Origin of the sequence: Collimonas sp. OK607, from assembly GCF_900111995.1 — a bacterium.
GTDB lineage: Bacteria > Pseudomonadota > Gammaproteobacteria > Burkholderiales > Burkholderiaceae_D > Collimonas.
This window is the reverse complement of sequence record NZ_FOKF01000029.1, coordinates 1-16,911: the sequence shown is the minus strand read 5'-3', so window position 1 is coordinate 16,911 and position 16,911 is coordinate 1. Positions and strand designations below refer to the sequence as shown.

Genomic DNA, 16,911 nt, shown 5'->3' with positions numbered 1-16,911 from the left:
TTATTTATACTATTTATTTTGCAACCGGCATCGTGAATTCAGCGCCTTTGGAAATCGTCTGCGACCAACGTTGCATGATCGATTTGTACCGCGTATAAAACCGCAATCCTTCCTCGCCATACGCATGCGTATCCCCAAACAGAGAACGCTTCCAGCCGCCAAAAGAATGCCATGCCATCGGCACTGGAATCGGTACGTTGATGCCAACCATCCCGACCTCAACCCGACGTGAAAACTCGCGCGCAGTATTGCCGTCCGAGGTGAACAACGATACGCCGTTACCAAATTCATGGGCGTTGATCAGGTTCACGGCGGCAGCAAAATCCGGAACCCGTACGATGCACAGAACCGGCCCGAAAATCTCTTCCTTATAAATCGTCATCTCTGGCGTAACCTGATCGAACAACGATCCGCCAAGGAAGAATCCATGCTCCAGGCCGGCTACTTTCAAGCCACGGCCATCGACCAGCAACTTGGCTCCGGCAGCAACGCCGCCTTCAATATAGGTCTCGATCTTATCCTTGTGTGCGGCGCTGACAACCGGGCCCATTTCGGCATCCGCTTCCATGCCATTTTTGATCTTGAGCGCCTTCACGCGTGGAATCAAAGCGGCTATCAATTTGTCCGCGACATTACCTACTGCGACGGCCACTGAAATCGCCATGCAACGCTCGCCGGCCGATCCATAAGCGGCCCCCATCAACGCGTCGACCGCTTGGTCCAGATCGGCATCCGGCATCACCACCAGATGATTCTTGGCGCCCCCCAGCGCTTGCACTCTAAGCGGGTAAGCGCCTTTGCGCCTGGCGCCTTCCTGATAAATGTATTCTGCAATTGGCGTCGATCCGACAAACGATACCGCCTTCACGTCAGGATGCTGCAACAACGTATCGACTGCCAGCTTATCGCCCTGCACAACGTTGAATACGCCATCCGGCAAACCTGCCTTGTGAAATAGATCGGCCATCATCAATGATGGCGACGGATCGCGTTCAGATGGCTTGAGAATAAAAGTATTACCGGTAGCAATCGCCATCGGCGCCATCCAAAGCGGCACCATCACCGGAAAATTGAAAGGCGTGATGCCAACGGTAACACCCAGCGGTTGACGCAAATTCCAGTTATCAATACCGCCACCGATATTGTCGGTAAATTGCGTCTTCAGCAGATGCGGGATGCCGCAAGCAAATTCGACGATCTCGATACCACGCGTCACTTCCCCCTTGGCATCGGAAAATACCTTGCCATGTTCACGCGTAATCGCCGCTGCCAGCGCATCGTGATTCTGTTCCATCAATTCCTTGAACCTGAACATGACCCGCGCACGCTTCAGCGGCGCAGTGTCAGCCCACGCTGGCGCAGCGGCCGACGCCGCAGCAACTGCAGCGTTGACCTCTTCCACGCTACCCAGGACAACTTTTGCAGAAACCGCACCGGTAGCGGGATTAAACACATCTTGCATGCGGCCGCTGCCGGATTCAACCACTTTGCCATTGATGTAGTGCTGGATTAGTGGAGTTGAACTGGATGAATTGAATGAGGCAGTCATAAGGATTCCTTTTGGTGAAACCGGGTTGGGATAGCGTTTTTACAGAATATCGCTAGCTTTACCAACAATCCAATGAGTTATGATCAACATCAATATAAGCAATGCTAATAATCAAATCACCATGATGAAAAATTAATCAAATGGATATTACCCAACTTCGCGCTTTCGTCACCGTCGCCAGAGAAGGAAATCTGACCCGCGCTGCCGAATTACTACATGTCACACAACCGGCTGTCAGCCTGCAAATCAAGTCGTTGCAGAGCAGCTTGAATCTGCAATTATTTACACGCATCCCAAGCGGCATGACGTTAACCGCTGATGGCACCAAGTTACTGCCATTTGCCGAACGTGCAATCGCCGCCGTGTCCGAATTACGTCAACAAGCAGAAAGCCTGCATTCAAACAGCTCTGAAATACTGGGCGGAAAACTCGCGATCGGCACTATTCTCGATCCTGAATTTATCCGGCTCGGCGCTTTCCTTCAGCGTTTGGTAGAAAGTTATCCACAGCTTTCTACACAGTTGCAACACAGCATGTCTGGTGATGTACTTCGGCAGATCAAATCAGGCCATCTCGATGTCGGCTACTACCTCGGCACACCAAGCAAAACTTTCCATCGGCTCACACTGACACAATTTACTTACTGTGTGCTTGCACCATCAGGTTGGAAAAGCCGCGTTTCCGGAAAAGACTGGCCTGCATTGGCTGAATTACCCTGGATTTGGACTCCGCCAGAGTCGGCCCATCATCGTTTACTCAGTAAAACCTTTGCTCAATACAAAGTTACTCCGAATAAAGTTGCTTTGGTTGATCAGGAACCATCGATGCTGGATCTGGTGAAATCCGGAGTTGGTCTATCTTTGGTGCGCGAGTCAATTGCATTACGGGAAGCACATGCTCATGGCCTGGTAATTTCAGACACGGTCAATTTATCCACCGAACTTTCGTTTATCACCCTGGATAAACGTAAAGACGATCCAGTTATCGCTGCAATATTTGCAATATTGAAAACGATTTGGCGTAATTAATGCTTTAAAAGCATTTTTCTAAGGGATAACCCCTCTTTTTTTGGAAAACCAGCTTCTTCAGCTTTGTATTTAAAGATTTATATATATAAATAGTAGTAGTAGTTAACCACGTGTTTTTCTGTGGATAAGTACGAATTTGACTATTCATTCAAGTACTTACGACTTGGATAAAGGCTGAGTAAACCTTGTATCTGGAAAGAACATTTCTTGGATAAAAAATAGGGTGTGGATATCTAACGTATTTATTCACAATGGATTCCTGTAGTTATCCAAAGACTTATCCACAGTTGCTTTTCTGGATCCCCTTCTTTTCTACTTTTGAAGTAGATGTCTTTTGTAAACTCCATCAAATAGAACTTGAACAAAAAGCTAATTTTTTTTGAAAAGTTGGCTTTTTAACTTCTTTTCGTTAATTATTTTTTCAAAGCAACTTCAAAAGAAAAAGCTTTTCGGTTTTGTATTTAAAGATTTATATATATAAATAGTAGTAGTAGTTAACGTCCTGCTTTTCTGTGGATAACTATAAATTTTACCATTCATTCAATGACTTGCGAATTGGATAAAGGCTGAGTAATCGGTGTATCCCCGAAGAATAGTTCTTGGATAAAAAGACGGCTGTGGAAAACTATTCCAGATATCCACAATTGAAAAGCACAATATCCACAGATTTATCCACAAAATCGAAAAAAACGGCTGTTTACGGATGTTTTTTAGTTCAGACAGGCAATTTTTAAGAAAATTTTTCTTCTGCCTAAATAATAAGCAGCGGTAAAAAAACGAAAAATCTGGACAAGCGAAATTCAAAGCTTTAATGTACGCATAGCGTATATAAGGAAATGCGAATGAGCGATCAACAGACTTTTCTCCGCGACGCTATGCGTCGCATGAACCTCACCAGGGATAATTTTTCCGACCGAATCGGCGTTCGAAAGCGCGCATTGGATACCTGGTTGCTTCCAGAAACTTCCGGCGAATTCCGCGTCATGCCTGACATTGTCAGCAAATTCGTCAACGAAATCCTTGCGGGCGAGTCAACGAAATCGCCTTTAACGCAGAGCGTATATATAGCAAGACCAGATGCACCGCTACGCGAGCAGATTTCCTATAACGGCAAACCGCAACTCCTGTCGGTAGACCAGTTTTCGCGAGATTCGCTCGAGCAGCTGTTCCGCGTGACGGACATCATGCAGCCCATTGCAAGGCGCCAGAAGGTCTCGCGCATCCTCGAGGGTGCCGTGCTAGCCAATTTGTTCTTTGAAGCCAGCACGCGCACGCGTATCAGTTTTGGGGCGGCCTTTTGCCGGCTGGGTGGTTCGGTATGCGATACAACCGGCTTCACCTTCTCTTCCATGACCAAAGGCGAGTCGATTTACGACACCAGCCGTGTCATTAGCGGATATGTCGACGCGTTGGTGGTCAGGCATCCGGAACAAGGGGCGGTCGACGAATTCGCCCGCGCTACGAATATCCCGGTGATCAATGGCGGCGATGGCCCCGGCGAGCATCCGAGCCAGGCGATTCTCGACCTGTACACCATACAACGCGAATTCTCGCGGCTAGGGAAACTGATAGATGGCGCCCACATCGTCATGGCGGGCGATTTGAAGTACGGCCGCACAGTGCATTCGCTGATCAAGCTGCTGGCGCTGTATCGCGGCTTGAGGTTCACCCTGATCGCACCGCCTGGGCTGGAGATGCCTGCGCATATCCTGGACCGGATTGCACGCGGTGGCCATGTGGTGGAACAATCCACTTCCCTGGCGCAGGGGTTGAAAGGTGCCGATATCGTATATGCCACGCGGATCCAGAAGGAGCGCTTTGCCGATGAAGCGATAGAAGGCTATACCCCGGATTTCCAGATTAACCAGGCTATGATCGATGCCACCTGCAGCGCCGACACCATCGTCATGCATCCTTTGCCGCGCGACGGCCGCCCCGGCGCCAACGACCTCAGCACGGATCTAAACCACGATCCGCGCCTGGCGATTTTCCGCCAGACCGACAATGGCATACCGGTAAGAATGGCGATCTTTGCTACTTTGCTAGGCGTGGAGAATCAGGTGCAGCATTCGATGCGAGATGTCAGCTGGCGTTCGCCACACCATGTGGGGCCGGACGATGCGGTGTTTGATGGATTGGATTGAGAAATACCGGCCGGACGGTGTTGCCATTGTAGGGTGGGCACGAATGCCCACGCGTTACCGCGATAACCGGAGTACCGACCAGCGCGGCAAAGAAATAGGTATGTACGTGGCGTGAATTCACGCGTGGGCACCAGTGTCCCACCCTACCCGGCCGCTTCGGGCGAGGAAATGCGCCTAGTGCGCTTTAGCTCTCTTTTGCTGCAAAGTCTTGCCGGGCGGCGGCGCTACCGGCTTCTGCCTGGCTTCGGCCAGCAAACCGGCGCAATCGCTCTGCTGATCCGGGCTGATGTTAATCAACGGCAGCACAGCCGTCACCGGCGCCAGCACGGCAAGCGCAATCGCGCCGCCAGCCTTCAAGGCCAATACACCCTTGTCCACCCCTACATCAGGGTTCTTGAAGCTGCCTGTGACGTATATCGGCGTTCTCAGCGTGAAAATCCGCAGCCCCTTGGATTTAGGATGAATGATCAGGGCCAGCGACTCCTGAGCCAGATTGATCTTGCCATCGACGTTGATGATCGCATCGTCGGTATCCATCACGAAGGTGCGGGCGTCCATGACGCCATTGGTCACCGCAAAATCGCTGGCCAGGCAATTCACCTTGACCTGCTTATCGCCGAACAGCTTGGAAATAACTACATTGCCGATGTTCAGGCCAGCCGCTTCCAGCACGAACTTGCTGATGGAGCCTTGATTGATGAGTGTTTTCAGTTCGCCGTTCGCGCTGCCCAGCATGCTGGCGACGGAATTGCCGACAGCCGATAGCGAAGCATCGCCGTTTATTTCACCCAGGCTGGCCTGGGCCGATTCCAATGTCGGGAATAGTTGCTTGATTTTCAGATGTCGCGCCGAGATCTTCATCTCAGCCTTGATCTGTTTATTGCTGCCATCAAGCTTGATGTTGGAAATCAGATTACCGCCCGCCACGCCGAAATTCAAAGGCGTCAATGACAGCACGCTATCTTTCAAATGCAGGTCCGCCACCAGATCCTGGATCGGCAGCTCCTTGTCGCGGATAATTTTGCGACCGGTGAATTTCACATCGGCATCGATGCTGCCCCAGCGCGTGGTGTCGAACTGCTCGACAGGTAGCACCTTATTACCTGGCTGGGCCACGCCGTCGCCACGATTGGCCTTGCTGGCATTCGAGTCAGCGCCGATCAACGGCGCCAGATCCTGCAGTCTGAGCTGGTTGGACAGCAATGCGCCTTTTAACAATGGTCGCGGTTTCTGCGCGATATATTCAAGCGTCCCGGACAAATCGCTGGAGCCGACACGGCCGCTGAATTTATCGTAGGTCCAGTCGCCGCCGGTACGGTTGATCTTGCCGATCAGCCGCCCTTCGGTGGCAAATGGCGGGGTTGCCGGCAGCACGATACCGGTCAACGGATACAGGTTCGACATGCTGGCGCCAGACAATTTCAGACGCAGGTCAAGCGCCGCCAGGTCGCTCGGTTTGGTCAGGGTTCCCTGTATGGCAATCGCGGTCTTGCCGACATGGACGCTGGCTTGCAGCGGATACGGCGTGCTGGAATTTTGCAAGGACAACACTGCGCCGGCCTTGCCCTCGCCGCTGACAGCGGCTTTATTAAACGTGCCGCCAACTTTCCAGCCGATACCATAGCCTTCCGGACTGGTCACCGGCAAGCTGTCGATATCGGCCTTGATGTCTATCTTGCTGACCGGATCCAGCAATCTCACCGTGCCCTTGGCCAGCACCAGTTTTTTCAGTTCCAGCTGCCAGGCAGACGGTCCGCTCGATTTGAACGTCCAGTTATTGTCGCCATCCGGTTTGCGCTCCAATGCAATGTTCGGTGCGTTCAGCTCCAGCGAAGGCAATACGATATTGTGGGCCAGCAGAGGCAAGGGACTTAATGAAAACGTTAGCTGGCCGATCTCTGCCATATGCGGGCCTGTCCTGGCCCAATCCGGATTGTCGAGCACGATGTCCTTGGCGCTAAGACGCGGCCAGGGCACCCAGCGACGCCAGCTATCCTGGTCGGTTTGCGATTTTTCCCAGGTCAGCGACAGATCGCCGCGAATTGCAAAATTGCGTCCGGTAGCCTTGCTGACGCGCTCGTTGAGCCATGGCTTGGCACGGTTCCAGTCAAAGGTAAGCAGTAATGCTGTACATAGCGCGATCAAACCGATCAACGCCGCGATCGACCATAAAAGTAGCCGCGCGGGTCGAAATTTAGGGGTAGTCATAGATTTGTGATCTGAATCATGATGAAAAGGTTCAATTTGACAAGTGTCCCGGCAGTATCTAGGTTGCTATTTTTGCAATGTTGAATTTGATAAATGATTGTATGCCATCGTGCGTGTCATCGAGACCTGATGAGGGAACGTTAAATGAAGATACGGGCAGATTCAGACCGGCCGTTTGCCGAGTGTGAATATAGAGTGTGAGACTTGCAAGAGTTTGTAACCCCTTGTTGCATAGACAATCTGCCGTGCTAGCTTGTAACTACGATCCTCGATCTAATCCATATCTTGCTGTCGGGAGAAAAAATGCAAAACAATAAAACCCCATTGGCGCTGATGCTGAGCGTGTGTGTGGCAATGTTGCCGCTCGCGGGCTGCGATAAAAAAGCCGACACCACGCCCGCCGCGACGGCGCCGCAAGTGCCCCAAGCACAGGCGGCCCCCGCGTATGTCCCGCCAACCGCCGATCAGCTATACCAGCTGGTCGGCCCGATCGCCTTGTTTCCTGACAAACTGGTGGCGCAAGTACTGGCAGCATCCAGCTATCCCGACCAGGTGACGGCTGCAGACAACTGGCTGGCGCAGAACAAGAATCTGAAAGGCAGCCAATTGCAGGACGCCGCCAATCAACAACCCTGGGATGTCAGCGTAAAAGGCTTGACCCAGTTCCCTAGCGTGCTCGACCAGATGGCCCGCAATATTCCCTGGACCTCGGCTCTCGGCGACGCCTATGTCAACGATCCTGTCGATGTCATGAACGCGATTCAGGTCATGCGTCAGCGCGCCGCCAGCAGCGGCAACCTGAAAAACACAAGACAACAGCGGATTGCGGTGAGGCCGCGCGCCGAGCCGGCGCCAGCTTACGATTACGCGCAAGCGCCCGGTGAGCCACCGATCTACGACGGCCCGGTAATGGTGCAACCGCCGCCGGAAACCATCGTGATTGAACCGGCCGAACCGGACGTAGTGTATGTACCCGCCTACGATCCAGGAGTGGTCTACGGCGAGCCGCTGCCGGTTTATCCCGGCTACTCCTACGAACCCGCCCCTGTGTATTATCCGCCTGGCGAAATTGTGACTGCCGGGGTGCTTACTTTCGGGTTGGGGATTGTAGTGGGCAGCGTTATCAGCCATCACGACTGGGGTTGGAATTCCTGGGGCGTGCATTGGGGCGGTCGTCCTGGTGGCGGCGGTGGCGGTGGCAACTGGAATGGCGGCAACTGGCATCGCCCTGCGGTTGTGTATAACGACAATACCTATGTGTCGCGTTCGACCACGATCGTCAACCGCGTTACCAATAACGTTACGAATAACAATACGGTGATCAATAACAATAGTAACAACAACAATAACAACCGCTTCAACAACAATAACAACAACCGCAATAATTTTGGCGGCCCTGCCAACAATCCCGCGTTAGCCAATGGCGGGCGCCCTGGCCAGCCAGGCGGTGGCGCTCCCAATTTCAATGCAGCCCGGCCTAACTTCGGTGCGCAGGGAAATCCTGCACAGCCGCAGGCGAATCAGAATGCCGCGCCGCTTGCCGGTAATGCCCGGCCGAATCATCCGCAGCCGGATTTCAACCACATGACCAAGCCCAATTTCGGCAAGGTTCCGCCAGGTGCAAATGGTGTAGGTGGCGCACCGAATCTGAATCAGTTGGCGCGCCCGGGATTTGTCCGGCCGGCGCCAAATCAGCCGCAAGCCGGCGAACAGGGACATCCGGCGTTCGGCCAGCCTGGGCAGAATGCAAGACCGATGCCGAATCAGCTACAGCAAAACGCGCAGAACCTGCACCCGGCTCCGCCCAGGAATGTGGAAGCGCAAAAGCCCGCGAACCTGAACCAGCATCCTTTCGGCGGCAATATGCAAAGGCCGAACATCAACCGCCCTGTCGCGCCGGAGATGACACGGCCGCAGCCACAACCACAGCCAGTTCAGCCACCGCAGAATGTGCAGAATCGGCAGCCGGAACAGTTCCAGAACCGGCCTAATGGTGGCCAGCAATTTCATCAGGAAATGAATCGGCCGCCGGCAAATCCTGCTCCTCAGGTATTCAACCGTCCGGAACCGCGGCCACAGCCTCAGCCTCAACCGCAAATACAAGTGCGGCCGCAGCCACAACCTCAGGTACAGCCGCAAATGCAACCACGACCACAACCTCAGGCACAGCCGCAAATGCAACCACGACCACAACCTCAGGCACAGCCGCAAATGCAACCACGGCCACAACCTCAGGCACAGCCGCAAATGCAACCACGGCCACAAGCTCAGCCGCAGCAAAATCACGAGCAGCCGCATAACAATGGCGGCATCCATCTGCAAAAGAAGGAAGACGATCACAAATAAGCGCGCTGAGAAAATGTAATCGGGACGGCCGAAACAGTTAGCCTTAAGCTGCTGTTCAAAAAAAGGCTGGCTGAACACATGGTTCAGCCAGCCTTCTTGTTTTCACCTGTCGCTATTCGATTTCTATTAGCCTAAGCCTGCAAAGTCATCAGGCTGGCGTTACCGCCGGCAGCGGTGGTATTGACGCAAACAGCGCGTTCGGCCAGCAAACGCCACAATGGAATCGAGGCGTATTCAGAAGTTTCCAGCAAAGGCACCAATGCCCCGCTTTGTTCCCCGAGCGCAGTCAACAAAGGACGCAGGCGCGCGGTGCCTGCGCCGTCAACCAGAGCCAGTTGCAGACGTGTGGCATGGTCGTCGCCGGCGAGTTTCTCGACCACCCGGATCGCAGAACGCACCGCACGTGGCAAACCTTCCGGAATCATCGCAGACGAAGTCGTTTCGACCACCGGTAAATTGCCGGTAGCGAAAACCGCCGCCAGTTGATTCAACATGGCGCCGACGTTATCCGCACTGCACAGAATCGCGCCGCGTGGTGCGAACGACAAGCTATTGCGCTCACCGGTCGGACCGGGCAGCACCAGCGAAGTACCGAGCCAGCTGGCATGCATGTATTCCTCGCCCAGCGCAGCGATGCGTTGATGGCCGTGGGTCCGGGCCCAGCTCAGCAAGGCTTGCAGCACCGGTGTTGCGATCGAGGCGTCGGCATTCGGTGCGTGAATCGTGTGCGCACCCAACGAAACTGCAGAATTACGTTGCAGGCGTTTCAGATACAAAGGACCGCCGGCCTTCGGCCCTGTGCCGGATTTTCCTTCGCCGCCGAACGGCTGCACGCCGACTACCGCGCCGACGATATTGCGGTTGACGTAGATATTGCCGACGTGCGCGTGAGCGACGATGAAATCGATGGTTTCGTCGATGCGCGAATGGATGCCCAGGGTAAGGCCGTAACCGCTGCCGTTGATGGCGTCGATCAGTTGCGGCAGGTCGTTGCGCGCATAACGCAGCACATGCAATACCGGGCCGAATACTTCGCGCTTCAACTCAGACATGGAACCGATTTCGATCAGCGTAGGCGCCACGAAAGTGCCGTTGCTTTGTTCAGCCGGCAGCGGCAACTGATAGAAATCTTTCGCCGTGGTGCGCATCTTTTCGATATGGGCCAACAACTGGCCCTGCGCATCGGCATCGATCACCGGCCCGATATCAGTACTCAAACGATCGGGATTACCAATCCGCAGCTCCTGCATGGCGCCCTTCAGCATATGCAAGGTGCGATCAGCGATATCGTTTTGCAGGCACAGTACGCGCAAAGCAGAACAGCGCTGGCCGGCGCTATCGAAAGCCGAACTCAGCACGTCCTGCACTACTTGCTCCGGCAACGCGCTGGAGTCGACGATCAAGGCATTCTGGCCGCCGGTTTCGGCGATCAACGGCAAGTCGACCGATTCCGCCTGCGAACGTTTGGCCAAGGTGCGATTGATGATTTGCGCAACCTCGGTCGAGCCGGTAAAAATCACTCCCTTGACGCGTGAATCGGCGGTAAGTGTAGCGCCGACGGTGTCACCCTGGCCCGGCAAGAATTGCAGGGCTGCGTGCGGCACGCCGGCTTCATGCATCAGTTGTACTGCGCGCGCGGCGATCAGCGGCGTCTGTTCGGCCGGCTTGGCCAACACCACGTTACCGGCGGCCAGCGCAGCGCTGACTTCGCCGATGAAAATCGCCAACGGGAAATTCCACGGGCTGATACACACCACCGGCCCCAGCGCCAGCGCATTCTGCGCATGCCGGACCTGTGCCGAGTAGTAGCGCAAGAAATCGACCGCTTCGCGTACTTCAGCAATAGCGTTGGGCAGCGATTTTCCTGCCTCGCGGATCGCCAAGGCGATCAATTCCAGCTGATTATCTTCGAACAATGCTGCGGCGCGATCCAGTTTGTCGGACCGTTCCGCCGGCGGCAGGGTTTGCCAATCCATGGCGTAGACGCTGGCGGCGTGCAAAGCTTTATCCACATCGGCTACGCTGGCTTCGATCACGCTGCCGACCACGTCACGCTGGTCGGCCGGATTCAATACCGGACGCGCAGCCTGGTTGAAGGTTTGCGGTTCGGCCAACATCGGCGCGACATGCCATTGCTGCTTGCCGAATACGCCGAAAGCGCTTTCGATCTGACGCAGTACTTCTTCGTTGCTCAAGTCCAGGCCGGCCGAATTCTTGCGTTCCGCGCCGTACATCGCCAACGGCAATGCAATTTGCGGATGCGGCTCTCCGCCCAGTTCCCGTGCGGCTTGCAGCGGATCGGCAATCAGCGAATCAATCGAAACATTCTCATCGACGATCTGGTTCACGAAAGAAGAATTGGCGCCGTTTTCGAGCAAGCGCCGCACCAGGTAAGCCAGCAAAGTCTGATGCGAACCGACCGGCGCGTAGATCCGGCAAGGCTTGTCCAGCATGTCCTTGCCGACCACCTGGTCGTACAAGGTTTCACCCATGCCGTGCAGGCATTGGAATTCATAATCGGTTATATTTTTTTCTTGCGCCCAGCTGTAGATGGTAGCCAGCGTATGCGCATTATGCGTAGCAAATTGCGGGTAAATGACATCGGTCGCCGCCAGCAATTTTTGTGCACAGGTCAGATACGAAACATCGGTGTACACCTTGCGGGTATATACCGGAAAACCGGACAAGCCGTCGACCTGCGCGCGTTTGATTTCAGAATCCCAATAAGCACCCTTGACCAGCCGCACCATGAATTTACGGCCGCTGCGATGCGCCAGGTCGACCAGATAATCGATCACGAAAGGACAACGCTTCTGATAACCCTGCACCACAAAACCGATGCCGTCGAAACCGGCCAGATCAGGATCGAACGCCAGTGCTTCCATCAAATCCAGCGACAATTCCAGGCGATCGGCTTCTTCAGCGTCGATATTCAAACCGATGTCGTACTGTTTAGCCAGCAGCAGCAATTGTTTTAAACGCGGCAGCAATTCTTCCATCGTACGTTGCCGTTGCGCGCGCGAATAACGCGGGTGCAACGCCGACAATTTGACCGAGATCCCCGGCCCCTGCTTGATGCCGCGCCCGGCCGAAGCCTTGCCGATGGCATGGATCGCATCTTCATACGAGCGGTAATAGGCGGCCGCATCTTCTTCCGTCAAAGCCGCTTCGCCCAACATATCGTAGGAATAACGATAGCCGCGCTTTTCATTGTCGCGGCTGTTGTCGAGTGCTTCAGCGATGGTCTGGCCGGTGACGAATTGATTGCCCAACATGCGCATGGCAACGTCGACACCCTTGCGGATCAGCGGTTCACCACCGCGGCCGATCAATTTAGTCAGCGCCGAGCCCAGCCCACGCTCGCTATTGGTGGCCACCAGCTTGCCGGTAATCAGCAAGCCCCAGGTGGCCGCGTTGACGAACATCGACGGCGATTCTCCCAGATGGCTGCGCCAGTCACCCTTGCTGATCTTGTCGGCGATCAGGCGATCGGCAGTCTGGTGATCCGGAATCCGCAACAGCGCCTCCGCCAGGCACATCAGCGCCACGCCTTCTTCCGACGACAGCGAGAATTCATGCATCAAAGCGTCGACGCCGGAAGCGCGTGTGCGCTTTTCCCGCACCGCTTGCACCAGCTTGCGCGCCAGCGTCTGGCTGGCAGCATGCGAGCCGGCGCTGGTCTGCACCTGCGCCAGCAGCCATTGCACGGCCAGCGTTTCATCGCGCCGGTAAGCAGCGGTGATGGCGGCGCGCAATGGCGTCGGATCGGTCATGACTTCGTGGTGGAACGCGGTGAATGGAGTGCTGAACATGGTGGCGGAAGGAGTGTTGCTGGATGGCTGGGATGACGGCGGTAGCGGCGGCATGGCGATTGTCTCGGTCTCGGTAAGAATATTCAGGTGTCAACTTGTGGTTGCTCCCACAAGCCGTAAGCAACCCGCTGTCGGGCGACAATGCTGACTTTGCCCGCAGTTATATTGCAGGAATTGCAACACCATCGTCCAGCCGCAGATTTGCTCGCTGGCATTGTTGTTTTAGTTTCGGTAGAAATCTAAGTTGTTCGATTGTAGGCGGCATCGGCATGGATTAATTCTGGTAATAATGGCCGCTATCAAAATTTTGTTATTGGTGAGAAAATTTAACCGAATAAAATTTTTCAGAAAACAGCCCATGCTAGACAAGATAAGTAAGAAAATCCTGGCCGAATTGCAAAATGATGGTCGTATCAGCAATGTCGACCTCTCGGCCCGCGTCAATTTGTCGCCCGCCGCCTGCCTGGAGCGCGTGCGCAAATTGCAGGAGGCCGGCTATATTTTGCACTACACCGCCCAGCTCAATCCGCAGCTGCTGGACGTGGCGTTATTGGTGTTTATCGAGGTGGTGCTGGACCGCACCACGCCGGAAGTATTCGAAGCATTCAGCCAAAGCGTGCAAATCATCCCGGAAGTGCTGGAATGCCACATGGTGGCCGGCGGCTTCGATTACCTGGTCAAGGCGCGCGTCAAGGACATGAACGCCTACCGCGAGTTTCTCGGCAAATCGCTGTTGCAGCTCAAAGGCGTGCGCGAGACGCACACTTATGCAGTGATGGAAGAGGTCAAGCACACTACCAAGCTGCCGATACGCTGATACATTGCGGATAATTCACTGAATTGTGATTACGGAAAATGACCATGAATCGACTTATATTGGCCGCCGCATGTTTCGCTGCGCTGCAAGGATGCGCCCCTATGGATGAGCCAGCGCCAACCCCACAAACCGAAACGCATGCGAGCAACTCGCCGTCGGGGTGTGCGGCAGACAAACAGGAAGATAGTGCGGTGGTAGGCAAGACCGAACAGGATGCCGTCGCCATGTTGTCCGGCTGCGTCTGGCGCATCGGTGAGCGCGATGGCGAGCAATTCGCCGGAACGATGGATTACCAGGAAGCCCGGCGCACGCTGGGGATTACTGCAGGTAAGGTGACGTGGGTGCGGCGGGGCTGAGGCGACACACCGGACACAGTGCGTAATGCCGTTCAGGTAAGACTGGACGGCATTTTTATTTGCAGGAACTGGTAGGGTGGGCACCCGTGCCCACGCGGAACATCGATTACTCGAGGATCGCATTCAGCGCGGGCAGAAAATCTGCCCACCCTACTTCATGCCGTTCTGCCCCTAACTGAACGGCACTAGGACACTGGGTGTCATTTTTCTAAGCATGACACGTCGGCTCCCTCCTGAACAACACGCGAAACAACTCCCTCATTTTAGTAATCTTCTCCGCGAGAACACGCAGTGTTCCTACAAAACAAAAATATTGCCGTACGTAATTATCCGGTCATATATGAACCTTATGCTGGATGTCTGCATTACCAATTCACGTCTCTATTTCACTATTTCACTATAGGAAGAGAACCATGCGAATCCCGAAAAAATTCACTTTGGCGGCGCTGCTATCTTTGCTCGCTTGTGCAACGACGTTTAGTCATGCTGATGAGAGGGAGGCTGAGAAACAGCAAGCTAAACCAGCCAGGCATGTCCTGCTTATTTCAGTCGACGGCCTGCATCAGGCAGATCTTGACTGGTTCGTTACCGCGTATCCGCACTCCACAATCGCACGCATGGTGCGTGAAGGCGCGAACTACACCAACGCCAGAACCCCTTTTCCTTCGGATTCATTTCCAGGCATGGTCGGACAAGTCACTGGCGGCAATCCGAAAACCACGGGTATTTATTACGATGACGCCTACAGCCGAGGGCTGCTGCCGGCGGGAACGACCAGTTGTGCAGGAGCGAAACCGGGGGCGGAAGTTTACTATGCTGAAGTTGACGCAAAAGACATGAACCGCTTAGACAGTGGCCAACAGATTCCCGGGTTATATGCGGACTTTACAAAAATTTCTCAGTTGACTGGCCATGCACAAGATTTGATAGATCCAAAAACATTACCAGTAGATCCAAAAACATGTTTGCCAGTCTATCCACACCAGTATCTTCAAGTGAATACGATTTTTGAAGTGGCGAAGCAGCATCATTTACGTACAGCGTGGTCGGACAAGCACGCAGCGTATGAAATTCTCAACGGCCCATCCGGGAAGGGAATTGATGACTTGTTCGCACCTGAAATCAACAGTTCAGTCACTGATCCTTCTGCACCCGCGGGTGTCGGTGACGACTGGACCAAAGACAACACCAACACGCAAAAATATGATGCCTTCAAAGTAAAGGCGGTCGTGAATTGGATCAAAGGTTTCGACCATGCTGGCAATAACGCATTGGGTACGCCAGCAATTTACGGCATGAACTTCCAGGCTGTCTCCACCGCGCAGAAACTCAACAAATCAGGCTACTACACAGACCCGAGCGACCCCAACACCATCATGACCAATGGCTTGGGCGGTTACACCTTGAATGGCGCGGTACCAGGGCCGGTATTGCAAAGTGCATTAACGTTTGTGGATGACCAGCTCAAGACGATGGTCAGCGCGCTTGATCTCACGCATGATCTCAAAAACACGGTAGTAATTCTCTCCGCAAAACATGGCCAGTCGCCACAGAACCGCACGGCACTGACGATAGTCAATGATGGCGACATGATTGACGCATTGAACTGCGCATGGGAAAACAATAGCGCAAGCTGCAAAGACCCTGCCCAAACCCATTTGGTTGCCCATGCAATTGATGACGACGGCATTCTGATGTGGCTCACCGACCGCTCGACCAAAGCAACGCACTTTGCAAAGAAATTCCTGCTTGGTTATTCGGGAACCGGCGTCGGCTCGGATACTTTGGGTAACGCCGTCTCCAAACCATTCACGCAAGCCGGCGTCACAAAAATCTATGCGGATGAAGAGGCTGAAGATTTGTTCGGTACCAAACGTGGAGATGAACGCGTTCCCGATGTAGTCGGCATCGCGCAGCAAGGAGTCGTCTGGGCCGGTGGCAAGTTGTCCAAGATTGCCGAGCACGGCGGCAATGCGCAGCAGGATAGACATGTGCCGATCGTAGTATGGGGTGCTGGTATCGCACACCAGTCAAATGATGATCATGTCGAGACTACGCAGATTGCGCCGACAATTCTCTCGTTGCTGGCGCTGGATCCGAGGGAATTGCGGGCTGTTCAGATTGAGCGTACTAAGGCTTTGCCGGATTTGCATTGATCGATGATTTTATAGGTTGGGCTGAAACGCCCAACCAGTGTCCCTGCGACCTACCTGAACAATACTGGAATCTGATGCCGGGTTGCAGGCCTACGGAGGGTTGTAAGTCGGCGATGCTCTTGGCGTCGGGGAATATTCGACTCTGACCCTAATGCCGTTAAGTTAAGACCGAAGCCACCCTGCGGGAAGGTGTTGTAAACGCGAAGCGGAACTGTTAGCCTTCGGGCACGATGTTTTCCGATGCCCTTCCTCTAACGACAGCGGACTTGCCCGCGCCCGACTGGCGACGCCTTGGCGAGCATTTGCCATTTGAATGGATAGAAGATGCGCTGAGCCACACGGGCAAAGCCAGTATTCGGCAACGCCGGTTACCTGCGCAACAGGTGGTGTGGTTGGTCATTGCCTTGGCACTATATCGCCACCGTTCGGTGCGGGAAGTACTGGCCGAGCTGGACTTGGCGTTACCGGGTATGAACGAGAGCTGCGTGACGGATA

Annotated in this window: 10 protein-coding genes; 7 read left to right on the top strand and 3 right to left on the bottom strand. The window is 54.3% G+C overall.

The genetic code is table 11. The annotated features are described in order from the left end of the window. Window positions 1-13: 13 nt before the first annotated feature. Complete coding sequence (locus BM029_RS18170; protein WP_092438410.1) at window positions 14-1,549, bottom strand: CoA-acylating methylmalonate-semialdehyde dehydrogenase; 1,536 nt, start codon at window positions 1,547-1,549, stop codon at window positions 14-16. A 140-nt stretch (window positions 1,550-1,689) separates the two neighbouring features. Here BM029_RS18170 and BM029_RS18165 point away from each other — a divergent pair, with 140 nt between their 5' ends. Together BM029_RS18165 and BM029_RS18160 are read left to right on the top strand one after the other, a co-directional pair. Continuing rightward, window positions 1,690-2,577: a LysR family transcriptional regulator gene (locus BM029_RS18165; protein ID WP_092438408.1), complete on the top strand. Its 888-nt coding sequence runs from the start codon at window positions 1,690-1,692 to the stop codon at window positions 2,575-2,577. A gap of 836 nt (window positions 2,578-3,413) precedes the next feature. Beyond that, window positions 3,414-4,721, top strand: a complete 1,308-nt coding sequence (locus BM029_RS18160) for an aspartate carbamoyltransferase (RefSeq protein ID WP_371329138.1) — start codon at window positions 3,414-3,416, stop codon at window positions 4,719-4,721. A 174-nt stretch (window positions 4,722-4,895) separates the two neighbouring features. On the opposite strand, the gene BM029_RS18155 is transcribed toward BM029_RS18160, so the two are convergent. Continuing rightward, on the bottom strand, window positions 4,896-6,929 hold the full coding sequence (locus BM029_RS18155) for an AsmA family protein (RefSeq protein ID WP_092438404.1): 2,034 nt from the start codon (window positions 6,927-6,929) through the stop codon (window positions 4,896-4,898). A gap of 303 nt (window positions 6,930-7,232) precedes the next feature. On the opposite strand from BM029_RS18155, the gene BM029_RS26125 reads away from it, so the two are divergent. Further along, window positions 7,233-9,275: a DUF3300 domain-containing protein gene (locus BM029_RS26125; protein ID WP_211482507.1), complete on the top strand. Its 2,043-nt coding sequence runs from the start codon at window positions 7,233-7,235 to the stop codon at window positions 9,273-9,275. Between the two features lie 131 nt (window positions 9,276-9,406). Here the strand turns inward: BM029_RS26125 and putA are convergent, their stop codons facing one another. Next, window positions 9,407-13,087 carry a trifunctional transcriptional regulator/proline dehydrogenase/L-glutamate gamma-semialdehyde dehydrogenase gene (gene putA, locus BM029_RS18140; protein ID WP_092438402.1) on the bottom strand — a complete coding sequence of 1,227 codons (3,681 nt, stop codon included), beginning with the start codon at window positions 13,085-13,087 and terminating at the stop codon, window positions 9,407-9,409. Window positions 13,088-13,445: 358 nt separating this feature from the next. Here putA and BM029_RS18135 point away from each other — a divergent pair, with 358 nt between their 5' ends. From BM029_RS18135 to BM029_RS18120, 4 genes are all read left to right on the top strand, one after another. After that, entirely contained in the window at window positions 13,446-13,904 is a 459-nt protein-coding gene (locus BM029_RS18135) for an Lrp/AsnC ligand binding domain-containing protein (protein WP_014008389.1), read from the top strand. A 44-nt stretch (window positions 13,905-13,948) separates the two neighbouring features. Further along, entirely contained in the window at window positions 13,949-14,260 is a 312-nt protein-coding gene (locus tag BM029_RS18130; protein WP_244545117.1) for a hypothetical protein, read from the top strand. 413 nt (window positions 14,261-14,673) lie between these two features. Beyond that, on the top strand, window positions 14,674-16,416 hold the full coding sequence (locus tag BM029_RS18125; RefSeq protein ID WP_092438398.1) for an alkaline phosphatase family protein: 1,743 nt from the start codon (window positions 14,674-14,676) through the stop codon (window positions 16,414-16,416). A gap of 230 nt (window positions 16,417-16,646) precedes the next feature. Then, window positions 16,647-16,911: transposase domain-containing protein (locus BM029_RS18120; RefSeq protein ID WP_170851131.1), on the top strand; the 265-nt coding region annotated here is incomplete at its 3' end.

Bases quoted from the DNA above. Each gene is read 5' to 3' on its own strand.
- BM029_RS18130 (WP_244545117.1), top strand. From the start codon at position 13,949: ATGAATCGACTTATATTGGCCGCCGCATGTTTCGCTGCGCTGCAAGGA.
- BM029_RS18135 (WP_014008389.1), top strand. From the start codon at position 13,446: ATGCTAGACAAGATAAGTAAGAAAATCCTGGCCGAATTGCAAAATGAT.
- BM029_RS26125 (WP_211482507.1), top strand. From the start codon at position 7,233: ATGCAAAACAATAAAACCCCATTGGCGCTGATGCTGAGCGTGTGTGTG.
- BM029_RS18125 (WP_092438398.1), top strand. From the start codon at position 14,674: ATGCGAATCCCGAAAAAATTCACTTTGGCGGCGCTGCTATCTTTGCTC.
- BM029_RS18170 (WP_092438410.1), bottom strand. From the start codon at position 1,549: ATGACTGCCTCATTCAATTCATCCAGTTCAACTCCACTAATCCAGCAC.
- BM029_RS18160 (WP_371329138.1), top strand. From the start codon at position 3,414: ATGCGAATGAGCGATCAACAGACTTTTCTCCGCGACGCTATGCGTCGC.
- BM029_RS18165 (WP_092438408.1), top strand. From the start codon at position 1,690: ATGGATATTACCCAACTTCGCGCTTTCGTCACCGTCGCCAGAGAAGGA.
- BM029_RS18155 (WP_092438404.1), bottom strand. From the start codon at position 6,929: ATGACTACCCCTAAATTTCGACCCGCGCGGCTACTTTTATGGTCGATC.
- putA (WP_092438402.1), bottom strand. From the start codon at position 13,087: ATGTTCAGCACTCCATTCACCGCGTTCCACCACGAAGTCATGACCGAT.